The sequence below is a fragment of the Bacteroidales bacterium genome, from assembly GCA_014860575.1.
GTDB lineage: Bacteria > Bacteroidota > Bacteroidia > Bacteroidales > JAAYJT01 > JAAYJT01.
In genome coordinates this window covers 125,371-149,917 of record JACZJK010000021.1, presented here as the reverse complement: position 1 = coordinate 149,917, position 24,547 = coordinate 125,371, and the positions used below count along the sequence as shown (strand labels likewise).

The 24,547-nt window shown below is 43.1% G+C and carries 19 protein-coding genes and 1 riboswitch; of the genes, 8 read left to right on the top strand and 11 right to left on the bottom strand.

The features are described from left to right. Positions 1 to 47: 47 nt before the first annotated feature. From IH597_06320 to IH597_06280, 9 genes are all read right to left on the bottom strand, one after another. On the bottom strand, positions 48 to 686 hold the full coding sequence (locus IH597_06320; protein MBE0662066.1) for a hypothetical protein: 639 nt from the start codon (positions 684 to 686) through the stop codon (positions 48 to 50). Continuing rightward, on the bottom strand, positions 679 to 1,098 hold the full coding sequence (locus IH597_06315; protein MBE0662065.1) for a hypothetical protein: 420 nt from the start codon (positions 1,096 to 1,098) through the stop codon (positions 679 to 681). Before IH597_06315 ends, IH597_06320 begins: the two co-directional genes overlap by 8 nt. Before the next feature lie 177 nt (positions 1,099 to 1,275). Next, complete coding sequence (locus IH597_06310; GenBank protein ID MBE0662064.1) at positions 1,276 to 2,067, bottom strand: tetratricopeptide repeat protein; 792 nt, start codon at positions 2,065 to 2,067, stop codon at positions 1,276 to 1,278. Continuing rightward, a complete protein-coding gene (locus IH597_06305) occupies positions 2,064 to 3,914 on the bottom strand; it encodes a protein BatD (GenBank protein MBE0662063.1) in 1,851 nt (616 codons plus the stop codon). Before IH597_06305 ends, IH597_06310 begins: the two co-directional genes overlap by 4 nt. A 281-nt stretch (positions 3,915 to 4,195) precedes the next feature. Continuing rightward, complete coding sequence (locus IH597_06300; GenBank protein MBE0662062.1) at positions 4,196 to 5,917, bottom strand: VWA domain-containing protein; 1,722 nt, start codon at positions 5,915 to 5,917, stop codon at positions 4,196 to 4,198. Between the two features lie 43 nt (positions 5,918 to 5,960). Next, positions 5,961 to 6,944, bottom strand: a complete 984-nt coding sequence (locus tag IH597_06295; protein MBE0662061.1) for a VWA domain-containing protein — start codon at positions 6,942 to 6,944, stop codon at positions 5,961 to 5,963. A 26-nt stretch (positions 6,945 to 6,970) separates the two neighbouring features. Further along, the gene (locus IH597_06290) at positions 6,971 to 7,984 is read right to left on the bottom strand and encodes a hypothetical protein (GenBank protein ID MBE0662060.1); all 1,014 of its coding nucleotides are present in this window, start codon (positions 7,982 to 7,984) and stop codon (positions 6,971 to 6,973) included. 23 nt (positions 7,985 to 8,007) lie between these two features. Beyond that, on the bottom strand, positions 8,008 to 8,883 hold the full coding sequence (locus tag IH597_06285) for a DUF58 domain-containing protein (protein ID MBE0662059.1): 876 nt from the start codon (positions 8,881 to 8,883) through the stop codon (positions 8,008 to 8,010). 235 nt (positions 8,884 to 9,118) lie between these two features. Then, complete coding sequence (locus tag IH597_06280) at positions 9,119 to 10,111, bottom strand: AAA family ATPase (protein MBE0662058.1); 993 nt, start codon at positions 10,109 to 10,111, stop codon at positions 9,119 to 9,121. A 302-nt stretch (positions 10,112 to 10,413) separates the two neighbouring features. Here IH597_06280 and IH597_06275 point away from each other — a divergent pair, with 302 nt between their 5' ends. Next, positions 10,414 to 13,305: a T9SS type A sorting domain-containing protein gene (locus IH597_06275; protein MBE0662057.1), complete on the top strand. Its 2,892-nt coding sequence runs from the start codon at positions 10,414 to 10,416 to the stop codon at positions 13,303 to 13,305. Between the two features lie 261 nt (positions 13,306 to 13,566). On the opposite strand, the gene IH597_06270 is transcribed toward IH597_06275, so the two are convergent. Then, positions 13,567 to 14,331, bottom strand: coding sequence for a hypothetical protein (locus IH597_06270; protein ID MBE0662056.1), 765 nt, complete (start codon positions 14,329 to 14,331; stop codon positions 13,567 to 13,569). Positions 14,332 to 14,676: 345 nt separating this feature from the next. On the opposite strand from IH597_06270, the gene ung reads away from it, so the two are divergent. The 3 genes from ung (at position 14,677) to smpB (ending at position 18,913) form a co-directional block, all read left to right on the top strand. After that, complete coding sequence (ung, locus tag IH597_06265) at positions 14,677 to 15,354, top strand: uracil-DNA glycosylase (protein MBE0662055.1); 678 nt, start codon at positions 14,677 to 14,679, stop codon at positions 15,352 to 15,354. 220 nt (positions 15,355 to 15,574) lie between these two features. Continuing rightward, a riboswitch (TPP riboswitch) is annotated at positions 15,575 to 15,672 on the top strand. A gap of 56 nt (positions 15,673 to 15,728) precedes the next feature. Beyond that, positions 15,729 to 18,161, top strand: a complete 2,433-nt coding sequence (locus IH597_06260; GenBank protein ID MBE0662054.1) for a TonB-dependent receptor — start codon at positions 15,729 to 15,731, stop codon at positions 18,159 to 18,161. A gap of 302 nt (positions 18,162 to 18,463) precedes the next feature. After that, positions 18,464 to 18,913: an SsrA-binding protein SmpB gene (smpB, locus tag IH597_06255; protein MBE0662053.1), complete on the top strand. Its 450-nt coding sequence runs from the start codon at positions 18,464 to 18,466 to the stop codon at positions 18,911 to 18,913. A 99-nt stretch (positions 18,914 to 19,012) separates the two neighbouring features. Here the strand turns inward: smpB and IH597_06250 are convergent, their stop codons facing one another. Further along, entirely contained in the window at positions 19,013 to 20,338 is a 1,326-nt protein-coding gene (locus IH597_06250) for a deoxyribodipyrimidine photo-lyase (protein ID MBE0662052.1), read from the bottom strand. Between the two features lie 407 nt (positions 20,339 to 20,745). On the opposite strand from IH597_06250, the gene htpG reads away from it, so the two are divergent. From htpG to IH597_06230, 4 genes are read left to right on the top strand one after another with little or no spacing between them, the layout of a single operon-like run. Further along, complete coding sequence (htpG, locus tag IH597_06245) at positions 20,746 to 22,647, top strand: molecular chaperone HtpG (GenBank protein MBE0662051.1); 1,902 nt, start codon at positions 20,746 to 20,748, stop codon at positions 22,645 to 22,647. A gap of 58 nt (positions 22,648 to 22,705) precedes the next feature. Beyond that, complete coding sequence (locus tag IH597_06240) at positions 22,706 to 23,293, top strand: LemA family protein (GenBank protein MBE0662050.1); 588 nt, start codon at positions 22,706 to 22,708, stop codon at positions 23,291 to 23,293. After that, positions 23,294 to 23,740, top strand: coding sequence for a TPM domain-containing protein (locus IH597_06235; protein ID MBE0662049.1), 447 nt, complete (start codon positions 23,294 to 23,296; stop codon positions 23,738 to 23,740). A gap of 23 nt (positions 23,741 to 23,763) precedes the next feature. Continuing rightward, the gene (locus IH597_06230; GenBank protein MBE0662048.1) at positions 23,764 to 24,540 is read left to right on the top strand and encodes a TPM domain-containing protein; all 777 of its coding nucleotides are present in this window, start codon (positions 23,764 to 23,766) and stop codon (positions 24,538 to 24,540) included. Positions 24,541 to 24,547 lie beyond the last annotated feature (7 nt).

The window sequence follows — 24,547 nt, the reverse complement described above, 5'->3', positions numbered from 1 at the left end:
GGTTTACGCTAAAAAGGCATCTTCTTGAAAAATCCTTTAAATTTAAACTAATGGTTCTTAATCAAGGCTTCGATCTCTGACATTTCTCCTTCTGAAAATGGTTTTTTCCATAAATGCTGCTCCTGCCAGAGGCCACTGATTCTGATCTTTCCTTTTGTTGAAAATTTTCCAAACCAGTTTTCGGACGGCTTGCATTCAGTGCAATTTGAAATAGTTGCAATCAGTCGTTTTTCTATATATAAACGCTCGACCATGTCATCCACGTGGAAAACCACAAATGAAAAGTTTTCCTGAATATGTCTGGAGACTTGTAGTTCAACATCTTTCTGTTTATTAAAATCAATGGATGCCGAAAAATTTTGTTTTGCCTCCCATGAAGTCAGATCCAATTCCCATTTCTCCAGAAAGGAATCATTGTTACGATTCAATATGGCCCTGCCAATGTTTTTTCGGAAAATGCTTCTGTCTTTGTTTTCTATCACGAAATGTTGAAATAATCTGAACCTGAGTTGATTGGTTCCAGTGTGCGCACCGATGCGGGTGATCCGGTCTCCATCATGAGCGTGTTCTCCTTTTTCAAACAAGATGTAGATACCATTTAGAGGCAATTGGCTTTCATCAAAAGGGAATGAAAATCTTTTCCTGCCATTAAAAAACTGATGCAAAACCTGACAATGATTACTCATGGCGGATATTTTTTGTAAGCCATTGCAGTTGCTTGCCAATGCTCAAACCTTCCATCGGTAAATTATAGTGCTTTAGATGTGGTAGTAAGTACTTTCTGTAGTTGTTGCCGGCAAGAAATATGAATTCATCGTATTCTAAATCAGTTACCAGTCTTAATTGATTCAAAACCCCCTCAGCCCATTCCCTTATTTGGAGAGTGGACATATTGTTAAGCGTAACATCATATGATTCAATCTCATCATTGAGATGCAGCAAACCGTATTTTGCCGAAAGAATATAAATCTGATCTGGATTAAGTGTTTCTGCATATTGCAGATTCTTTACGAACAAGGGACTGATGTATAGGTCTTTTGCTTTGGCTTTGTGCTCAAGCTTTTTACTGACACAAGAAATGAGGATGATTTTCTTCATAATATTACAACAGCTAAAAATCAAAACAGCCTCGGATCAGGCTTCTTTTATTCGCACTGCTAAAATAGATAAATAATCTTCCGGGAAAGTGCGAATCAATTATGAAATGGGTAATTGGTTCAAAACCGTATTAGGCACTTTTGAACAGTGGCTGTGTTCATGCAAAAAACTCCAGGTTCAGATTTTCTCCACCACATCCGTTTTCAGCCAGCCGATGCTGCCGCTGGCTATGCGTACTTCATACCACTCCCCTACCTGGTCGGTGATAAGTACTTTGGTTCCTTCATGGATCACAAAAAGATCAATGCTGGCATCGGAAGGAGAACTTTTTACAGTTACTGAAGGATCAAAAATAATTGCTTCAGGCTTTTCTGTTAGCTGTTGCTGCTGCACGTAGGCAAGCCCCAATGTTGAAAGAGATAATACAAGGAACAGGGCCGCAAGGTAAAATGAAAAAATCCGCAGCCATCGCCTGACGGTGATAAGAAACACCACAGCCAGTATGAGTGATAAAAACAAAAAAACAATGCTTATCGTTCCCCAACCGTCAGCATGATATGAGTTAACAAGCAATCGGAACCAGCGTTGGTAGAAAAGTTCCGGGATAGATTCTATCTTATCAATGGTTCGCGCACGGGCCAGTTCAAGGTTAAACTGAGTATTTTCGTCACCGGGATCAAGTTTCATCGCGCGCTCATAATTGAGGATTGCCTCGGGGATTCTGTTGAGCTTGAAATAGGTATTCCCAAGATTATAATACAGTTCAGGAGAAACATAGCCAGCTTCTATAACAGATAAATATAACTCAAGAGCATGATCATAAAAACCTGCTGCATATTCGAGATTGGCTTGCTTTATTGTTTCTGGTTCAGGGTTCGCAATACTACTTTTGATAGGCCACAAAGAAACAATGAGTACCCAAAAGAGCACTAAGCCAATGATTTGTATGTATTTTCGTGCTGTCATCATCGGAGTTCTTTTTCGATAGTTGTGATCAGGGTGAGGGCTTTTTCATATAACTGATCCATAGCCTGGGTTTTATCGCCGGGCGCGAAACGTGCATATTCGCATTGTTCAAGTACCTCAATAAAATCATTGATAAACTCAGCATTTACTGACCTTCCCTCAAGTCGCTCCCTAACGGTTTCAAGAGATAAGCCGGAAAGCGGGATATTGAATTTGTCGCTCAGATAACCCCATAATGCTTGCGAAAGTTCGTTGAAAAACTTTTCGCTCATTCGCAATTTCAGAAACTCAGCAGCTTGTTTCAGTCTCTTGCGTGCAATGCCTGTGGCACGACGGTTCTTAACCCTGGCGATATCGCGGCTATTTTTGATATGATTGCGAAGCAGAAACAGGAACAACCCAAACAGAACAAAGGGTATGAGATAAAGCACATAAAACTTTGGTGAACCAAAAAAGTGCGACCCAATGGTAGTGATCCTGAACGGCCACTGCTTGATGAACCGGATGTCGGAAGCGATGTACTGCACTGCCTGCTGGTCGCCGCTGCCTGGACCGATTGCCGGGTCAGAGCCTTCGCCGCGTGCAATATTAAAGGCAAACTCTGGCGTGTTCAGGGTAATATATTCGCCTCGCACAGGATGGAAATAACTGAACGCAGCCGGTTTGATGGTAAAATTCCCCGCCGATCTTGGAATTATAAGGTAATCGAGGGTTCTTGAACCTGAAACCCCGGCTTGCGTTGTTTTTACATCAGAATTAATTTTTGGTTCGTACAACTCAAAAGATGGCGGGAACTGGAAGTTCACTTTATCAATCAATCTTACATTGCCTTTACCGCTAACAACAACTTTCAGGTTAATGGGTTCGTTGGCAGCCACTTCTGTTTTATCAATCGTTGCACGCATGCTGAAATCGCCGACAGCGCCGCTGAATTCAGCAGGCCTTCCTTGCACCGGAAGCGGTTTAACATCAATATTTATGGCGTTCGATCGCAAAGTGTGGTTAACATTCTGGTAGCGTGAAGCAAAGAACGGGTCATCAAAAAAGTTATCGAAAAATGGATCTCCCGTCCTGCGTCGCTGACCTTGCTGCTGAACACGGGCTACAATTTCAACACCCAGAGGATCAATGCTTAGTTTCCCGGAACGTTGAGGAAACAGCGCCACTTTCCTGATCTCTGCCACCGTGTATTGCTGGCCATCAACCACATCAGTATATTGCAGCAACTTTGTCTGATCCTGTAAAAGCTCTTCGGCCCAAAAACCCGACTGGGCAGGCGATTGCTCGATATGATAATTTGAAACCGGAATCCGGGTGTAGAGGCGGTAAGTAAGAATAATCTGTTCGCCCATGTATGGGTCGGACTTATCAACACTGGCCCTGAGGAAAACATCTTTGTTGCTGATAGCACCTAGGGTTTGCGAACCCTGAGGTGATTGGGTGCCCGGTTGCGACGAAGATGCCGCTCTGACCTTAATTGTAACCGGGTTGGAACTATATTGCTTTCCACCTGACCTGACTTTTGCCGCCGGAATGGTAAAACTGCCTTCCCTGGTGGCTGCCAGTGTGTATGTAAAGGTGAAAGTAGTTGTACGTGTTACCTGGTTGTTGATGATCTGTATGCTTGAACTTGACGATTGGTTTGGACCGCCAAGGACAGCAAGATCAGTAAATTCAGGTGGTGTAAAGTTATCAGCCTCAGCATTGATTGAGTAAACCAGCCTGAATTGCTGCCCAGCCTGAACCTCCGCAGGTGCCGAGGCAGTAAAGCTGACATTCTGGGCCACCAGCATTGCGGGAAGCAGAATAATAATAAGGAATAATGTTATGTAAAATCTCAGCTTCATCATTTCAATACTAAACAACTCACTTCCCTTGACTTTTATTATTTACAAATTCAAGATTCAAAATTCCAGATTCAATTTTTCACCGTTCCAGAGAAAAGCCCTTCAGTGAGAAGTTGGCAGTTGGCAGTCTGCAGTTGGCAAAAACCCCAAACTAAATCACTGCAACTTGAGCGAAGAAAATCCCGAGAACGAAGTGATTCGGGAACTGCATCACAAAAAAAGCAATCCCGCAACTATTTTTAAAAATGTTACATTCTGCCTTCTCCATTCTACATTCTTAGCATCTACCAATCTTTTTCCACTCCAACTTTTTGCTGTCTGAACCTTTGCTCCTTTATCTTTTCCATCGTTTTTTCTTCATCCTCTTTCAGCGCCTGCAGCATTCGCTCGGCTTCCTGTCGTGAAATTTGCTGAGGTTGTCCGGATTCCTTTTGCTGCTGCTCACCTGGCTCTTGCTGATCATCCTGTTCCTGGTCCTCATCTTGTTGCTGTTCCTGCTGCTGGTCATTTTTCTGATCCTGATTGTCGTCTTTATCATCTCCCTCCTCTTGCTGTTGTTGCTGTTGCTCCTGCTGTTGCTGAAGCAGTTGTTGAGCGTAAGCCAGGTTATGCCTTGCATCTTCATCGTCAGGGTTTAACCGCAACGCATTTTTATAGGCTTCAATACTTTCAGGTATTTGCTGATTCATCAACATGGAATTGCCAAAATTATAAAAAGCTTTGGAGCGCTCATTTTTATCCGTTTGGTTCACAATAGCCCGCTGAAATGCATTGGCCGCTTCTTCGTAATTCTCCTGCCGGTAAACAGAGTTGCCGAGATTGAAATTTCCGCGAAATGAGTTTTCATTCTTTTCCAGGGCTTTGCGATAATCCAATTCAGCATTCTGAAACTTTTCATTTTCAAAATTCTTATTTCCCCTTCTAATATTTTGATTTTCGCTTTGCGCTTGTGCATCAAAACTAAGCAGAAGAAGCAAGATCGGGATCAAACGGCCAAGGTTGCGCAACCACCTGTTGCTGCGTTCAAATATTATTTGTTCAAGCAATAGCAGTAATAAGGCAAGATAGAGAAAGTAATAATACCTGCCCTCGTACTCTGCAAACACTTTTCCTTGAAATTCGCCTTTTTCCATATTATTGATTTCTTCAAAAATGCGTGAAAGGCCGAACTGCGCGTTGGTTGCCCTCACATAAGATCCTTGTCCGGCTGCAGCTATTTGCTGTAGCATTGACTCATTCAAGCGTGTAATAACAGTTTGTCCATCACGTGATGTCCGAAAGCCTACCCGCACATTGTTACGGTATTGCGGTATGGGAACCCCCTGAGTTGAGCCGATTCCGATGGTATGTATTACAATTCCTTTACTCACTGCTTCTTCAACTTTTGCAAGCACTTCGCCTTCATGATCTTCTCCATCGGTAATGATCACCAATGCTTTGCCTTGTGGTCCCTGCGGAAATGAACGGATAGATAGGTCAATGGCATCAGAGATCGAAGTGCCTTGTTCTGATACTATATCAGTGCTGGCATTGGCCAAAAACATTTTGGCGGCTGCGTAATCATCGGTGAGCGGTAAAAGCGGAAATGCTTTTCCGGCAAAAGCAATCAGGCCAATGCGATCGTCGCTGATGCGATCAATAAAACGCGACACAGCTTGCCTGGCCCGTTCAATCCTGCTGGGCTTAATATCTTCGGCCATCATACTATTCGATACATCCAGCGCAATGATTATATCAACACCTTTGCGCTCTTCTTTCTCCAATTGCGATCCGATCTGGGGGTTCGCAATACCGATAACCAGGAACGCGACGGCAAAGGCAAGCAAGGCAAATTTGAACCAATGCCTGAATATTGATCTGTCGGGAATCAGCCTGGAGATTACTTTGAAATCACCGTATTTCTTTAAAGTGATGCGCTTCCACCGTAAGAACAAAAGGAAAAGTACAACCAGTGCGGGTATCACCCACAAGTAATTCAGAAATTCTATGTTTTCAAAACGGATCATATTTATAAATAGCCTATCAAATTAAATTTTTTAAGTACGAACACTATGGAAGAGTTCTGAAAACCGTGTACCTCAATACCATTTCAATGAGCAGGAGTATAAGCGCCAGTAAAGCAAGCGGCCTGAACTCATCAACTCTCCTTTTATATTCTGTTACATCAATTTTAGTTCTTTCAAGCTCATCAATTTCCTCATAAATTAATTTAAGTCTTTCGTTGGAGGTTGCCCTGAAGTACTTAGCATCCGTCATGCCCGATACTTCCTTCAGCAGGTCTTCATCAATCTTCACTTCCACCATCTGATGCCTTTTGCCAAAAGGTGTCTGAACCGGGAAAGGCGCCATACCCATACTGCCAACTCCTATGGAATAGACCCTGATGCCATACAGTTTCGCCATTTCAGCAGCAGTAAGCGGATCAACAGAGCCCATATTATTGACCCCATCTGTGATTAAGATGGCCACTTTGCTAACGGCCTTGCTGTTTCGGAGCCGGTCAACTGCAATTGCCAGTCCATCACCGATTGCTGTTCCGTCCTGGATCATACCTGAACTTACATCCCTGAAAAGATTGATCAATACCGCATGGTCAATGGTGAGCGGACATTGTGTAAAACTCTCACCTGAAAACACCACCAATCCCAGCCTGTCGTTGGGCCTGTTTTGTATGAACTCAATCGCGAGGTCTTTGGATGCTTCTATCCGATTTGGCTTAAAATCCTCAGCCAGCATACTGCCCGAAATATCCAAAGCAATCATTATATCAATGCCTTCAACTGTTACATCCTGACGCCGCAAACTTGACTGCGGGCGTGCAATGGCCAGAATGAGCAAAGCCACTGCAAGAATCCGCAATAAAAACATCAGATGTGTGAGCCACAGGCGCAGCGAACCTGGTTGCTTGTTAAAGGGTTCAATGGATGAAACCTGCAAAGTCGGCTGGCTCTTTGAATATTTATAAATATACCATGCAAGCATCACCGGAATGATAAGCAGCAGGTACAGCAACTCAGGCCGTGCAAAATCAATTTGATCAATATTTCTTATCAACTCAATCATTTGTTTTCGTCAGGCTTAGTTATTCCTTCGATTGTATTGCCGGCAACTGTCGTCTCTTTTTCAGCAACTACTGGAATTGTTGAACGCACAAAATCAACAGCCAGCATAAAACTTTCTTCGTGTTCGGCAGGCAAAGGCATACTTTTGGCAAACTTTACCAAATCTGCTCTTTCAAAAATGATTAAGAGCTTTTCCCGCGCTTGGGAAGGAAGCAGTTCCGCAGAGGTAATTTCCCTGATTTCGGATGTTGTCATTTCAACAGCCATGATATTGAACCGCCCTTCAAGATAATGTCTCAAAATATCTGTTATTTCGGTATGATATTCCTTAATGCGGCCACTTTGCCAGAGCTTTTTCTGCCGGAGCTGCTCCAGCGCATCCATTGCAAGAGTATGAGGCGGAATCTTTGGTTTCGCAGGCTTAGGAGCCAATGATGCCCTTGCCCTGCGCTTTTTCAAATAATGCCTGTAATATAAAATTCCTCCAGTTATGAGTAATGCCAGCAGCATCCAGGGCAGTATTTCCATCAGGGTGAGAGGAGCGCTAATAGGCCCTTTAATATCGCGGATGGTCGCATCAGCTTCTACTTCCAGCCCTGAAACATAAAGAAGGAAAGCCCCGGTTTCAAACGCTGACCATGATGTGTCGCCGGCTAATTTATACTGAAAAACAAAAGGTGGAATTGCATGATAGCCGGTGTCAAATGAAGTAATGATGATTTGCTTTTTGAGTTGCAGCAAGTTGCTGCTTCGCTGGCTGATAGTGTCAATACCTGTTTGGCTCACCATCTCAATCTTTTCGGTGATCTGCACATCAAGAACAGGCCATTGCCAGAAATAATCTTCAGTGGTTGCAATTGAAAAATCAATAACCGTCTGCGAACCTAACCTGATAGAATCTGTGCCAATTTTTGATTCTACAACAGGAGTATTAACCTGCCCGGAAAGCAGCATCCCATTCAACCCAAAGATGAGAGTAAGCAAGTGGTATTTTAAGATTCGGACGCTCATTTTCATATCAGTTTTCATCGTTCTTACCTTCTCTTTCCGCGACTCTTGAACAATGTAAGCAAGGGCTTGATGTAATCCCTGTCGGTTCTGAGATTTACAGTATCAACCCCATTTCGTAAAAATGAATTCTGAATGTACTTTTCGGTTTCATCCCACCATGTTTTGTATTGTTTGCGGGCTACCGCTGACGAAGTATCCACCCAAACTGTTTTGCCGGTTTCTTTGCTGTACAACTGGGTCAAACCTAATTTTGGGAGTTCCGACTCGCTTGGGTCATAAACGCGCAAGGCAACCAGGTCGTGCTTCCGGGCTGAAATCCTGAGAGCGTCATCAAAATTGCGGTCAATAAAATCAGAAAGCACGAAAGCGATGCAACGCTTTTTCAAGGCATTGTTTAGGAACCGCAAGGCTTCCGAAATGTTGGTGAGCTGACTTTGCGGCCTGAAATCAACCAATTCGCGAATGATGCGCAGGATATGTGTAGTGCCTTTCTTGGGCGGAATAAATTTTTCAATGCGATCGCTAAAAAATATCACACCCACTTTATCATTGTTCTGGATAGCTGAAAATGCAAGCACTGCAGCAATTTCGGTCATTAATTCTTCCTTGAACTGCTTGCGGGTTCCAAACTCGTTCGAACCGCTAACATCAACCAGCAACATCACAGTCAGCTCCCGTTCTTCATCAAAAATCTTTACATACGGGTGATTGAACCTTGCGGTAACATTCCAGTCAATTGAGCGGATATCGTCACCATACTGGTAGCCTCTCACTTCGCTGAAAGTCATCCCCTTGCCACGAAAAGCGCTATGGTACTGGCCAGAGAAAATCTGACTGGTGAGACCGCGGGTCTTGATCTCTATCTGCCTGACTTTTTTAATTATGTCTGATGTTTCCAGTAGCATTTATTGTCTGATTTTTGGAGTTTAGTGATTAGTGATGGGTTGCTGGTTGCTTGTTACTCAATTTGGGTCATACAATTGTCATACAGTTGTCATACAGTTGTCATACAGTTGTTATGGTTGCTTGTTGCTTGTTGCTTGTGTCTAGTTTTCAATTGCCTTCGAATATTGAACATTGAACTTCGAACCTTGAAATCAGAATCTGGAATTTGAAATTTTGAATTTTGAATCATCACGGTACTTCAACCGTATTCAGAATATCATTGATGATATCCTCAGTTGAAATATTTTCAGCTTCAGCCTCATAGGTCAAGCCAATGCGATGCCGCAATACATCCTGTGCCACAGCCCTTACATCTTCAGGAATTACATAGCCACGTCTCTTTATAAAAGCATAGGCTTTGGAAGCCAGCGCCATGTAAATACTGGCCCTGGGCGAACCACCATAGCTAATCATGTCCTTATATTTCGGAAGTTTATAATCAGCTGGAAAACGGGTCGCAAAAACAATATCGGTAATATAGTTTTCAATCTTTTCATCGAGATAAACTTCGCGCACCAATGCCCTTGCCTTGAGGATATCAGCCGGCTTGAGTATTGCCTGGTTCGAAGGGATAACATTGGTAATGCGTTGCCTCAAGATCAATTTCTCTTCTTCCTTGCTTGGATAGGTAATAACTACTTTGAGCATGAAACGGTCAACCTGGGCTTCTGGCAGAGGATAGGTTCCTTCCTGTTCAATAGGATTCTGGGTGGCCAGAACCAGGAATGGCTCATCAAGTTTAAATGTATGATCGCCAATGGTAACCTGGCGTTCCTGCATTGCCTCAAGCAAAGCGCTCTGAACTTTGGCAGGAGCTCGGTTAATTTCATCGGCCAGTACAAAGTTGGCAAAAACCGGACCTTTACGAACAACAAATTCTTCGTTCTTCTGGCTATATATCATTGTTCCGATGAGGTCGGCTGGCAGAAGATCCGGCGTAAACTGGATACGACTGAATTTTGCCTGGATGGCACCGGCAAGCGATGTAACCGCCATAGTTTTAGCAAGGCCGGGAACGCCTTCAAGCAAAATATGGCCATCGGCAAGCAATGCGATCATAAGTCGCTCAAGCATATGCTTTTGCCCTACAATCATCTTGTGCATTTCAATATTGATCAGGTCCACGAAGGAACTTTCCTGCCTGATCCGCTCATTCAGTTCACTGATATTTATGTCTGTCATATTGATAGTATTTTTCGAGGCAAAAGTAACCAAAGGCTTATATGCTGAAATACAACTGGCTGTTAAAAAATGTTAAACGACTGATCTTTAGCAAGGAAAGAAATGAGTTTTCAAATTATCGCCTGACCTTATATTTTTAACGGATTTTCAACAAGTAGTTTGTCTTTTTAAAAATTAACATATCTTTGTTCGCTTTAAAGCACAGGAGCTACTGTTTCGAATGGCAATACATCAATTAGAATCATTAACAGATTATTATATTCAAACAAACACACCTTTACTTCTTACAAATTAAAGCGGGTATGAAAAACAAAAAATTACTTTTAAATTTATTAGCGGTAATAACCGGCATCACTGTCTTAACATTAAGCGCCACCGGCACTTTCAATTCACAATCTGCTTTTTCTGATGCCCCCAATGGCGAAGGTTATGAGGATGCAATAGCTTATCTTGCTTCATTAAAAAATAACCAGCATACAGGAACCATTGACCCAGCCGACATAATTCAGGCTGAACAGGCAAGCTTGAAATCAGGTGGTTTAGGACTAGGTATAGAATGGGTAAGCGCCGGGCCAGATAATTTCGCAGGCCGCACCCGTGCACTTTTATACGATAATCGTGATGCCGAAGGCAATACCTTGTATGCAGCTTCAACCAGTGGCGGCCTTTGGAGGTCTACAACAGGGGGTATATTGTGGGAACCAATTCCAGGCACCGAAAACATCATGAACGTTACCACCATGGCTCAGGACCCGAATGGTAAAATTTATGTTGGAACCGGCGAAACGTTTAACGTCTTCAGATTTGCTGCATATCCTGGGTTTATGGGTAGCGGAATTTTCAAATCTGACGATGGCATAGCGTTTAATCAGCTTCAGGCTACACAGCCAGCTGCCAATGATACTGCATCCGATTGGGCTTATATAAGCCGGATAGCAATTAATCCAACCAACCCACAGATATTATATGCTGCAACTTTCTCAGGATTAAAGTACTCCAGCAATGGCGGAGAGTCGTGGATTATTGCTACTGACACTGATGGAAATCCGCTTCCGGCAAATGCAATGGATGTAAGGATTGGGTCAGATGGCATTACAGTTGCATCACTTAATGGCTTTGTATATATTTCTAACAACGGCGATCCAGGTAACTTTGTGAATTCCTCAACAGGTGCCGTTGGCATGTTACCATTTGCCAGCATCAGCCGTGTTGAGGTTGCGGTTGCCCCGAGTGATCCAAATTATATTTATGCTGTCGTAGTTCGTGGTATTCCTTCAATCGGTCAACTCGAAAACGTTTATCTTTCTATTGACCGTGGAGCCACATGGCGGGTTGTTGGGCCTGGAGGGAGTGTATTCTTTAATGTTTTTGGTACCGATAACGTAGGAATCTATGCAAATGCCACTAGCGTGCATCCAACAAACCCGAACATCATTTTTGTTGGTGGTAAAAACTTATGGCAGGGGACAAAAATTCAGGAAGATGGATATTATGAATGGAAAGTTAAAGCAGGCATTGCAGAAACTCCCTGGTTCATTAACTCCAACCATCATGTTTACGCCTTCAAGCACAACGATCCCAACACCATGCTGATTGGTACCGACAGGGGTATCTTCCGTTCATCAGATGGATTAGTTATATTTAATAACCTGAATAAAAATTACATTACTGCTCAGTCCTATTCTGTTGCGTTTAATAGCGGCAAGCGAATCCTGACAGGCACGCAATCAAATGGTGTTTTGTTTATCAGCGAGGCAGGAAATACTGACAAGCATGCAATCCGTATTGACGAAAATCTGGCATTGAACGGTGGAAATGTTGCTATGAGCGTAATCAACCAAAATGCCCTTATATGGTCAACAGCAATTCCAACATCGTCCGTCGCTGCCGATGTTCCACTTTACCGTTCAGATGACCTTGGAGCTACGGTTTCATTGCACGCTTTTTCTCCTGTTCCAACCACCATCAGGAACTTTATCCCTTCCATGCTTTTCTGGGAAAACACCAATTATGCTGAAAGCCGCGACAGCGTTACCTATTATGCAACAGAAGATCTCAGCGCCGGAACCGAAGTCTGGATCAGAAGTGCAAACAGCCGTTATCCGTTTAAATACACATTGCCCGTTGCATTAGCCAATGAAGACAGTATAAGGGTTAAGGATATTGTTGCCAGCCGGCTCTTTTATGGTTTACAACGAACCAATTCAGTGCATGAGGTATACATGACTAACAACGCTTTGCGGTTCAGCAGTGCTGCACAATGGAATAAGATACTGGTTCCAACGGGTAATCCTCAAAGCCTTGCAATATCAAGAGATGGAAATTATTTATGGGTCGGAACTAAAAATGGCAAGCTTTACAGGCTGGGTAACTTACATGGAGCATACAATGCTTCAACCGCCAGTGTTGACAGCGTAAATTACGCCATCAATGTTTTGCTGATTGAAGATTTTGCAAACCGTGCCATCACCTCCATCGCTGTTGATCCACAAAATGCTGATCACGTAATCATAACCCTTGGCAACTATGGCAACGACGCCTATGTTTACCGCTCAACCAATGCACTATCAGCTACCCCTGCCTTTACCTCAGTGCAGGCTAATTTGCCTAAAATGCCGGTTTATTCCGCGCTCATTGAAATGAACGACCCGAACGTGGTTATACTTGGAACCGATCGGGGAATCTGGACAACTGCAAATATTGGCAGTCCATCATGGGAAAAAGAATCCGGAGAAATGGGTGACGTTGCTGTTTTCCAGATCAAGCAACAGCTGATGAATAACCCATCCATTACTGTTCCAATTGATGAGATCAATTCCGAGACTTTCCCCGGGGTTGATAATTACGGAAAAATTTATGCTGCTACTTTTGGCCGCGGTATATATAAAACAACTCGTTTTGTGGGTATTGGCTCCTCTCCGGAAACTGAAAAATTAATCCAGAACCGCCTTAACATCTACCCCAATCCAGCCAGCCAGACAATGTTTGTTGGTTTCAACAGTACTGACAATTCTCCTGTTGAAATAAGTATCACTGACCTGAGCGGACGCAGCATCCAACAGCAGAGCTTTGGGCCTCTCGTTCAGGGTCAGCATAATCTGCAATTGGATATCAGCAAGTTGAAGTCAGGCATATACCTTGTTCAATTAAAGAATGGTGAACATACATTAAGCAATAAACTTATTGTCAGATAGACCTTTCATTCTATCAACCGGTATTGAAATATTTTTTCAGAAACCTCTGCTAACCATGTTTTGCAGGGGTTTCTTGTTAGATCGTAGCATTACTAATCGGTTAAATGAATTAGTTGCTATTGGACATTGCATTTAATAAAAAGGTATATGCTGGCTTGATAATGAAACTCCAGAACCAAAGGTTCAGAAAATTAAATCAGCAATGCGTTAGAAAATTGAATAATCGAACTCACCAACAGGATCGAACGGACAAAGGGGGTTTTAGTTGTAACGCTTGCCTAAATAGTAGCCAACAAAGAATGTAAGGAAGAAACGTTCCGGGTCACGGACAGCCATCATCCGGACACCGGTAGGAAAGAAATCAAGCGCAGCACCAATTTCAACGGCTGAAACCTTTTGGTTCTGACGACCGATTTCAAATGATAATCCAGCTTTCGCATAAACACCCGGATGAATGCTGATTTCATTGAAGCCCTTGGTAAGTGACGCCCGACCATAAATATTATCAAGAAAATGTTTATTGGGGTCGTATTTTTCGGCTATTAGAGAATATTCATAGTACGGTGGGTTAATAGTAAGCTCCTTTATAATATACAGGTAAACAGGTTTTGTAAACCCGGCTGTACCACCGGCAAACCAGAAATATCGCAACTCAACTCCACCCCAATAAGGTTTGCGGTTGAGCAGTTTTTGTTGACCACCTCCAACTCGCAATACATAAAGATTGTTTAGTTTACCATAAACAAAACTTCGCGAGTTTCGATAGAATGGGTTGTACACCCGGGTTTCACGGTTGGATTTCAATTCAAGTAAATTGACCTCGTACAGCCATTTGGTAAAGTAAGTGGTGTTAGCGCCTTTTCTAAACTCCATGCCACCGCCGGCTGAGTTAATAAATATCCCTCCGTAATACTCTTTTCGTAATAACACTTCAGTACTGAAAACTTCTTCATCATACTGCGCCAAAGCAGTATTTTGAATCAGCGTAAGCATTACTAAAAAAAAGATTACCCTTACCCGTATCATAGTTGGAAGTTTGATAATTGCAAACTTAGTGGTTTATACAGACTTGGGCAAGGTTCAGCAACTGATATGCCAGGACTTTTTATTAATATCCCTGTTCCACCTTAAATTTACGGTATTCGCCGTAGGCAGCACATTTCTCGCGGGACTTGCACGAAGTAAGTAAAACACCCACAAAAATAAACAACAAAAACATAGTTACTGTTTTGTGCAACCTGCAATTTATTTGATATTTGAAGCCCATTTCTTTTTAGAAGTTGATTATTCGACTGAAAATGTTTTCTACTTGTTTCAGGTATATATAACTACTGTAACTTTGGAATATTGTTTGAACCTGCCCGTAACATCATGGAAAGAATAAATCCCCAAATTGCTGAAAGCTGGAAAGTAGTGCTGCAGAATGAGTTTGATGCTGATTATTTTGCAGCATTAAAACAGTTTCTGTTTGAAGAAAAAAAGAAACATGTCATTTACCCTCCCGGGAATAAAATATTTGCCTCTTTTGAGCACACTCCTTTCTGGGATGTTAAAGTAGTAATCCTCGGACAAGACCCCTATCATGGACCAGGCCAGGCACATGGGCTGTGCTTTTCGGTTCCCCAAGGGATACAAAAACCACCATCGTTACAAAACATTTTTAAAGAAATACACGCAGACTTAGGTATCCCAGTGCCAGCATCCGGGAATCTCGAAAAATGGGCAAGGCAAGGGGTTTTGCTTATCAATGCCACTCTCACAGTGAGGGTAAACCAGGCAGGGTCGCACCAGGGAAAAGGTTGGGAAAGATTTACAGATGCTGTTATCAAGGCCATCAGCGATAATTTGAAGGATGTCGTTTTCCTGCTCTGGGGCAACTATGCTCAGGCTAAAGAAGCAATCATTGACACTTCAAAACACCATATTCTCAAATCGCCCCATCCATCCCCCCTATCCGCTTCGCGGGGATTTTTTGGATGTAAGCATTTTAGCAAGACAAATATCTTGCTTACAAATGCTGGCAAACATGCTATTGACTGGAGTCTTTGAAGAGGCTTTGTGTGAAAGGTTGGCAGTTGCAGTTGGCAGTAAGCAAAAACAAAACATCATTCATGTACAACATAAACAATCCTACGGAATTAATGCATTACTGTATCACTGTATCACTGCATTACAACAAAAGCGACCCAAATCTACGAGCGTAAGTTTCGAACCCTACGCGGCCAAATTTTACGGTTATCAGATATTTATATTTATCTTTGCCGCTGCGTTCTCAACATAGGGGTGCCCCAATATAACGGGCTGAGATCAAACCCATTGAACCTGATCCGGGTAATGCCGGCGAAGGGACGGGCCTAAACTTTTTAAATAGCGGCAATCAGCCTCTATTCGCCGCTTGAAGTTTAACCAAACACGTTTTATAAATGAAAAGATTTTTATTGACAACGGCATTACTGCTGCTCTTGCCACTTATCGTGTTGAGCCAGTTCATATTTTCCGGCTCAGTTTCTGATGCAGAAAACGGTAAACCGCTGCCCGGCGCCAATGTATTGATACAGGGAACGTTCAGGGGAATTTTCACTGATGCATCAGGCGAGTTTCGCATTGAAAATATTAAGGCGGGGACCTACAATGTTACCGTGTCTTACCTGGGTTATGAAAACATCCAGCAGTTGATCGTCCTGGATCAAAATAAGCAGCTTGATATTTTTCTCACCCGAAGTACGTTTCTTACGGAGGAATTTGTGGTCAGTGCTACCCGTGCTGACAATCACACTCCAGCCACTTTCACCAACCTTACACGTGAAGAGTTGTCAGCATCAAATCTGGGGCAGGATCTTCCCTTCCTGATCAGCCTTACACCTTCGTTGGTGACGAGCTCAGATGCCGGTGCCGGGGTTGGTTACACCTGGATGAACATCCGCGGAAGCGACAATACACGGATTAACGTCACCGTGAATGGTGTTCCGATAAACGATGCAGAATCTCATGGGGTTTGGTGGGTGAACATGCCCGATATCGTTTCATCGGTTGATAATATGCAAATCCAGAGGGGTGTGGGATTAAGCACGCATGGTGCCGGCGCTTTCGGCGGAACCATCAGCTTACAAACCACCTCCCTAAGTGATAAGCCGTATGCAGAAATCAGTTCCTCAGCAGGATCGTACAATACAATGAAAAACTCCCTAAGCCTGGGCAGCGGCCTGATAGGGAAACACTGGGCCTTCGATGGCCGGATATCTATGACGGAATCAGACGGATATATTGACCGGGCTTCTTCAAGACTCCGGTCCTACTACTTTTCGGGTGGATTTTATGGAGAGAAAACAGTTGTGAAAGCCATCACCTTTTCGGGAAATGAAAAAACCTATCAGGCATGGTATGGAGTTCCGGGCGATTCACTTAAGAGCAACCGGACTTTCAATCCCGCAGGCCTGTATTATGATGACCAGGGAACAATCAGGTATTACGATAATGAAACTGACAATTACCAGCAGGATCACTACCAGTTGCATCTCACCCATGCTTTTTCGGATGCAGTAACCGCTAATATTACAGGCCACTACACTTATGGGAGAGGATTTTACGAGCAATACAGGGCCAATGATGAGTTCAGCCGATATAACCTGCCCGATGTTGAAATTGGTACTGAAGTAATCACATCCAGCGACCTGGTCAGGCAACGCTGGCTCGACAACCATTTTTATGGATTCACGTATTCATTCAATTATATAGACATGAACCGCTGGAACATGACCTGGGGCGGGGGTTACAATATTTATGAAGGCGATCATTTTGGTGAGATTATATGGGCACGCTTTGCCACACACGCAAATATCAGGCACAGGTATTACCAAAACGATGGCTTAAAAAAGGACTTTAACACATTTTTAAAAGCGGATTATGAAATTCTTCCCGGCTTACATATTTTCACTGATCTGCAATACCGCAACGTTGCCTATAATTTTCTTGGATTGGCCTGGGTGCAAGAAAATATTACCGATTTGCAGCAAGATGCTTCTTTCCATTTTTTTAACCCAAAATTGGGAATCAATTATAATCTAAATTCATTTGCCAGCCTTTACGCTTACGCCGGCATCGGAAATCGCGAGCCGGTGCGCGACGACTTTACCGATTCTTCGCCTGAAAGCAGGCCAAAAGAAGAAACGTTGAGAAATATTGAAATTGGCTTTAATCAACGCGGGAAGAACTTTATGTTTAACAGCAACCTGTACTTAATGGACTATAAGAATCAGTTGATCCTTACTGGAGAAATCAATGATGTGGGTGGGTTCACACGTAAAAACATTGATAAAAGCTACCGGACAGGAATAGAAATAGAAGCGGCACTGATCATTACTCCGAACCTTCAATGGCAAGGTAACCTGACACTTAGCCGTAATATAATTCCTCGGATTACGGAATATGTTGACCAGTACGACAACGGTTGGAATTGGATCGGGTTCGAATCCAAAGAATACCGTGATGTTGACATAGCTTTCTCGCCTTCCATTATCGCAGCAAGTATTTTTTCATACAAGCCTGTTGATGGGTTAAACCTGAATCTTAGCTCAAAATATGTTGGTAAACAATTCATTGATAATACTTCAAGCCGCGATCGGATGCTTAAAGCTTACCTCACACATAATTTGAGAATGAATTACAGTATTTACTCTGCTTTTCTGAAAGAGATACAATTAACCGTACAAATTAACAACCTTACGAATAGCATGTACTCCACCAACGCCTGGGTTTATAAAGGTGTTTTTGGAGATCAGGGATTGATAACCATTGAGGATGGCTATTTCCCACAAGCCGGCGTTCACTTTCTGGTAGGAATCAACCTTAAGTTTTGATTTATATGTGGAACATCGAGTGTTCCGCGTAGCGGATAAAGTATTGTAGAATCATTGTACGATATTTTCTTAATTCCACGTAGTGGATTCACAAATCGAAATGGGACAGTATTACATAAGAGGTATTCAATGTGGCTAAAGCCCAAATGATGAATTCTTGTTTGACCGTTGGCTGAAGCCAACTGGAATGCAGCACAATTGATTCAGGCTTTTGTAATGCAATTAAGAAGGAGCGCGCAGAATAAATCCCGTATCTTTGCGCCCTTATTGAATAAAATAGATTCTTCGATAAAGCATTGTGCATGGTAAGCCAGGTTAACATAAGAAATAAAAAAGCTTCTTTTGAATACTTCCTTCTCGAAGAGTTTACGGCAGGCATGCAGCTTACCGGCACGGAGATCAAATCATTGCGCGCCGGCAAAGCCAGTGTAAGCGATGCTTATTGCTCGTTTTCGGGCAACGAACTCTTCGTGAGAAACCTGCATATAGCAGAGTACACAATGGGTTCGTACAATAACCACGAACCAAAAAGAGACCGTAAACTGCTGCTCAACCGGAAAGAACTCAAGAAAATCCTCGCCAAAATAAACGAAAAAGGGCTCACAGTAATTCCTGTACTATTATTCATTGACGAAAAAGGGCTGGCTAAACTCAAAATTGCCGTCGCAAAAGGTAAAAAGCTCTACGACAAACGGGATACCCTGAAAAACAAAGATCAGCAACGCGAGATAGATCGTGGAAGCAGGATTTAACTCAGTTGATTTTTTCAGATCCTTCTGGGCCACTTATATTGGTTCAAACCTGAAGCTGGAATTTGAATCGGGATGTTAAAAAATAGATGCAACTCAAATTCAACCATTTGCCAAAGCCTTCTTGTAAGCCTTAATGGCTCTTTCTTTTGCAATAGCATGATCAACAATTGGTGTTGGATAAGCCGGAGTGCCTAATTCTGGAACCCAACGCCGGATGTATTTACCACTGGGATCAAATTTCTGGGCCTGGAGGATTGGATTGAATACGCGGAAATATGGCGCAGCATCGCAACCGCTGCCAGCCACCCATTGCCAATTCCCGACATTTGAAGCTTGTTCATAATCGAGCAGTTTTTCGGCAAACCACGCTTCACCACATCGCCAGTCAATCAACAAGTCTTTCACAAGAAAACTTCCGGCAATCATTCTTACCCGGTTATGCATGAAACCAGTTTCAGTCAGTTCACGCATGCCTGCATCCACAATAGGAAAACCGGTCTTGCCCTGACACCATGCTTCGAAGTGCTTTTCATAGTTCAACCATTCAATCTGACCGTATGCGGGCTTAAAAGCTTTATCAACAGTATGCGGAAAGTGAAAAAGGATCATTTTGAAAAACTCACGCCATATTAATTCATTCAACCAGGTTTCGCTGCTTTTAAGAGCAATGCTAACCATTTCCCTTATGCTGATGGTTCCAAACCTAAGGTGAACACCAAGTCGGGTAGTTCCTTTAATGGCAGGTAAATCGCGTGTTTTATTATAATTGCGTATAATCTCTAAATCAGTCAGAACCGAAGGAAATTGCTGATGCGTTTCCTTGAAACCGATTTCTTCCAGCGTTGGAAAAGTTAATGCTTCGCTGGTGACCAAAGAATTCAGGCGGGATTGGGAGGGAAAGTTGGTTAGTCTGTCATGATCAATCCGCTCTTTCCATCGGCGCATGTATGGTGTAAAAACGGTGTAAGGTTTGCCATCAGCTTTCAAGACTTCATCCTTTTCAAAAATAACATGATCTTTAAAGCTTCGGAATTCTATGCCTTTTGAACGGAGTATTTCGTCCACCTTTTTGTCCCGTTCTTTCGCATATGGTTCGTAATCATTATTTGTGTAAACTGCTTTAACGTTTAACTCATCAAGCAGTTTCAATAAGACTTCTTCAGGTTTTCCGATCTTAATCAACAATGAACACTGGTGTTTCTCATATTCTCCTTTAAGCTTCAGTAGGTTTTCATAAATAAAATGCACGCGGGCATCCTGCTTGTTTTCTAGTTTGCTGAGGATGTCAGTATCGAAAATAAAAACCGGAAGAACTTTCAAGCCGCTGCCGAGGGCATGAAATAAACCAGTGTTATCGAAGACCCTTAAATCGCGGCGATGCCAGAACAGGGCAATTGGAGTTTCTTTGTCGAACCCGTTGGACATGTTAAAGTGTTTTTTCAAAAGTAAACAAAAGGCACTTGCAGAAGTTGAGTCCATGAGGGAACCCAAGATCCAAGCCCCAAATTCCAAGTCCCAAGCCCTAAGCACCAAGCTTAAATCATAAATCAACTTATCAACCAATCGGCAAATTTACAAATTGTCCAATTGACAAATTCGTCACATCATCACTCCATCACTCCCCGCCCGACTGAACGTCGTTCGGGCGGGCATCACTCCATTACTCCATTACTGTAACAATGCATTACTGCATCTTGAGCGCAGCGAAATCAGGAGAGGAATGATTCGGGAACTGCATCACAAGAAAACCTTGCCGTCAATTTGGCAGCAAATCCGGCATGGCATAACCTTTGCGAGTGGCGGTTCGTACTAACTTAAAAACAGACTACACTATGGTAAAAGGATCTATCAATGTTAAGACTGAAAACATTTTTCCCATCATCAAAAAATTCCTTTATTCTGATCATGAAATCTTTCTCCGCGAGCTGATATCCAATGCAGTAGATGCCACGCGCAAGTTGCAGACCCTCGCTTCAGTTGGAGAGTACAAAGAAGAACTTGGCGACATTACGGTGGAAGTGATCCTTGACAAAGCCAACAAAACCCTAACCGTACGCGATAAGGGCATCGGGATGACTGCCACGGAAATAGAGCAATATATCAATCAGATTGCTTTCTCAAGCGCCGAAGAGTTTGTTAACAAATACAAAGGAAAAGGCGATGCAGAAGTATTGATCGGCCATTTCGGGCTTGGATTTTATTCTTCGTTCATGGTTTCGGACAAAGTTGAAATTTTGACCAAAACCTATAAGAAAGGCAAAGATACACAAGCCGTGCATTGGTCGTGCGATGGCAGCCCCGAATATACCATTGACAAAACCACGAAGAAAACCCGCGGAACCGATGTCGTACTTTACATCAACAAAGATTCGGAAGAATTTCTGGAAGAATACCGCATCATGGAACTTCTGAAGAAATATTGCAAATTCCTTCCGGTTCCGATACAGTTTGGCATCGAAAAAACTACCGAAACCATCGAAGGTGAAACCGATGATGAAGGCAAGCCAAAGACCCGTGAGGTTGAAAAGCCGCGCATCATCAACAACACCATGCCGCTTTGGAAGCGCAAACCCGCCGAACTGAAAGATGAGGATTACAAGGCTTTTTACCGCGAACTTTATCCCGCTACATTTGATGAACCGCTGTTCAACATTCACCTGAATGTGGATTACCCGTTCAATCTTACCGGAATCCTCTATTTCCCGAAAGTGAAGAAAAACCTTGAATTGCAGCGAAACAAGATTCAGCTTTACAGCAACCAGGTTTTTGTTACAGATTCCGTTGAAGGCATCGTTCCCGATTTCCTGACGCTCTTGCATGGCATCATTGATTCGCCTGATATCCCGCTCAATGTTTCGCGTTCGTATTTGCAAAGCGATCCAAACGTGAAAAAGATTTCGGGTCATATTATGAAGAAAGTGGCGGATAAACTTGAGAACCTTTTTAAGGAAGACAGGGCTGCTTTTGAAGCCAAATGGGATGATATAAAAATATTTATTGAGTACGGCATTGTTTCCGAACCTAAATTTTATGAAAGGGCCGAGAAATTCTGTCTGCTAAAAAACACCGAAGGCAAATATTTCACTTTCGAAGAATACAATAATTTCGTAAAAACTGCCCAGACTGACAAAGACAAAAGACTGGTGTACCTTTACACTTCTGATGTTGACGACCAACATGCCTTTATCAACGCGGCCAAAGAGCGCGGATATGATGTGCTGGTCTTTGGTGGTCCCATTGATACACATTTCATCAGCGCACTGGAGCAAAAGTTTACAGATACAACTTTTGCGCGCGTTGACAGTGATTTGATTGATAAGCTTATATCAAAAGAAGACCCGCTGCCATCGTTGCTCAACGAGGTTCAGAAAGCAAGGATCAAAGAAATGTTTGAAAAACAAGTTGATAAAGCCAGGTTTCACTTACAACTTGAAAGTACCGGCGCCGACGATCAGCCTGTGGTTATTACCAGGCCTGAATTCATGCGCCGCATGAAAGATATGGCATCCGTTGGCGGGGGTTACAGCTTCATGGGCGACATGCCAGAACAGTTTAACCTTGTTGTTAACCTGAATCATAAACTCATTTCAAAGCTGGCCGATGAAACCGAAAAAGATGAAACCCATCAATCCCTGGTGAAACAGATGATTGACCTTGCCTTGCTTTCACAGAATATGCTCAAAGGTCAGGCCTTGACGGATTTTATTAAACGCACCGTTGAAATCATCAAGTAATATTAATTTCGCTGCTTGATATCTATAAACAATTAACTCATCCCTGAAAATGAAAAACATGAATAAATGGATCACACCAGCCATTATTGTGCTGGTAATTATAATTATAGTTGCCTGGGCTGCCGGATCGTACAATAGCCTTGTTAAAAGCCAGGAAAACGTTGAAGCCCAGTGGGCGCAAGTTGAAAATGTATATCAACGCCGCGCCGATCTTATTCCGAACCTCGTGAGTACCGTGCGCGGTTATGCTGATTTCGAGCGCCAGACACTGACTGATGTTATTGAAGCCCGTTCTAAGGCCACTTCGGTGAACATTAATCCCCAAAACCTTGACGAAAACAGCTTGCAACAATTCCAGGCAGCACAGGGTGAATTGAGTGGTGCACTATCGCGATTGATGGTCGTGGTAGAACGTTATCCTGATCTCAAGGCGAACCAGAATTTCCTTGAATTGCAATCCCAGCTCGAAGGCACCGAAAACCGCATCACCGTTGAGCGTAATCGTTTTAACGAAACTGCAAGAGATTATAACACAATGATCCGCCGTTTCCCACGCAACTTGTTTGCTTCTTCATTTGGTTTCGAACGCAAACCTTATTTTGAAGCAGTACAGGGAGCAGAAGAGGCACCTAAAGTTGAGTTCTAAATGGGAACTTCAAGCAAAAACTTCTTTACGCAAGAGCAGCAGGATAAAATCCTGCTGGCCATCCGGGGCGCTGAATTGGATACAAGCGGCGAAATAAGGTTGCATATCGAAAATAAATGCCCAGATGATGTGCTCGACCGCGCAGCCTATATTTTCGACAAACTGCAAATGCAAAAAACGCTACTACGGAACGGAGTGCTGATTTACCTTGCAATCGAGAACCGCAAATTTGCGATCCTTGGCGATGCAGGCATCAACGGTGTTGTTCCTGAAAATTTCTGGGACGACATTAAATCAGGGATGCTCAGCCATTTCAGGGAAGGTAAATTTACCGAAGGCTTGGTGGAAGCCATCAGCCGGGCCGGGGAACAACTTAAAAAACATTTCCCTTATCAAAAGGATGATGTGAATGAATTGCCTGATGATCTTTCATTTGGAAAAAACTAAACCACACTCCCGTGATTAAAAAAATATGGTTACTACTTCTCTTCCCGCTGTTTACACTGACTTCTCAAAGTCAGACACAAGACATACCTCCACGGCCGGTTCCACCTCGCCTGGTCAACGATTTTGCCGGGGTACTCTCAGCTTCAGAGGCACAACGCCTCGAAGAAAAACTGGTCAATTTCAATAACAGCTCTTCAAACCAGATCACCATTGTGATCGTTTCATCCCTCAATGGATACGATAAATCTGATTATGCTATTAAACTGGGCCATGAATGGGGCGTTGGGCAGGAAGGTTTTGACAATGGTGTAGTTGTGCTTATAAAGCCAAAGGTCGGAAATGAGCGTGGCGAAGCGTTTGTTGCCGTCGGCTATGGCCTTGAACCAGTTATTACTGATGCTGCCAGCCGCAGGATCGTCGAAAACGAAATGATTCCCAGCTTTCGTGAAAACAACTACTATGCAGGCATTGATGCTGCTACCGATGTACTTATGGGCCTCGCATCAAAAGAATATTCTTCCGATGAATACGCGCCGAAAGTAAGTCCGTTTGTTGGCCTAATTCCCATCATTATTATTTTCCTTATCATTTTCTTTATTTCCAGAGCGGGATCCAGTCAAAAATCTATGGGTAAGAATCTTCCATTCTGGACTATGCTGGCACTCATGAGCATGGGTGGAAGCAAAGGAAGTTTTGGCAATTTTTCAGGTGGAAGAGGCAGTTTTGGTGGCGGTGGAAGCAGCTTTGGTGGCTTTGGTGGCGGAGGTTTTGGTGGTGGTGGCGCCGGAGGAAGCTGGTAGTTAAATT

Coding starts and splice junctions, on each gene's coding strand:
- IH597_06320 (MBE0662066.1), bottom strand. CDS start 686: ATGAGTAATCATTGTCAGGTTTTGCATCAGTTTTTTAATGGCAGGAAA.
- IH597_06315 (MBE0662065.1), bottom strand. CDS start 1,098: ATGAAGAAAATCATCCTCATTTCTTGTGTCAGTAAAAAGCTTGAGCAC.
- IH597_06310 (MBE0662064.1), bottom strand. CDS start 2,067: ATGATGACAGCACGAAAATACATACAAATCATTGGCTTAGTGCTCTTT.
- IH597_06305 (MBE0662063.1), bottom strand. CDS start 3,914: ATGATGAAGCTGAGATTTTACATAACATTATTCCTTATTATTATTCTG.
- IH597_06300 (MBE0662062.1), bottom strand. CDS start 5,917: ATGATCCGTTTTGAAAACATAGAATTTCTGAATTACTTGTGGGTGATA.
- IH597_06290 (MBE0662060.1), bottom strand. CDS start 7,984: ATGAGCGTCCGAATCTTAAAATACCACTTGCTTACTCTCATCTTTGGG.
- IH597_06280 (MBE0662058.1), bottom strand. CDS start 10,111: ATGACAGACATAAATATCAGTGAACTGAATGAGCGGATCAGGCAGGAA.
- IH597_06275 (MBE0662057.1), top strand. CDS start 10,414: ATGAAAAACAAAAAATTACTTTTAAATTTATTAGCGGTAATAACCGGC.
- IH597_06270 (MBE0662056.1), bottom strand. CDS start 14,331: ATGATACGGGTAAGGGTAATCTTTTTTTTAGTAATGCTTACGCTGATT.
- ung (MBE0662055.1), top strand. CDS start 14,677: ATGGAAAGAATAAATCCCCAAATTGCTGAAAGCTGGAAAGTAGTGCTG.
- IH597_06260 (MBE0662054.1), top strand. CDS start 15,729: ATGAAAAGATTTTTATTGACAACGGCATTACTGCTGCTCTTGCCACTT.
- smpB (MBE0662053.1), top strand. CDS start 18,464: ATGGTAAGCCAGGTTAACATAAGAAATAAAAAAGCTTCTTTTGAATAC.
- IH597_06250 (MBE0662052.1), bottom strand. CDS start 20,338: ATGTCCAACGGGTTCGACAAAGAAACTCCAATTGCCCTGTTCTGGCAT.
- htpG (MBE0662051.1), top strand. CDS start 20,746: ATGGTAAAAGGATCTATCAATGTTAAGACTGAAAACATTTTTCCCATC.
- IH597_06240 (MBE0662050.1), top strand. CDS start 22,706: ATGAATAAATGGATCACACCAGCCATTATTGTGCTGGTAATTATAATT.
- IH597_06235 (MBE0662049.1), top strand. CDS start 23,294: ATGGGAACTTCAAGCAAAAACTTCTTTACGCAAGAGCAGCAGGATAAA.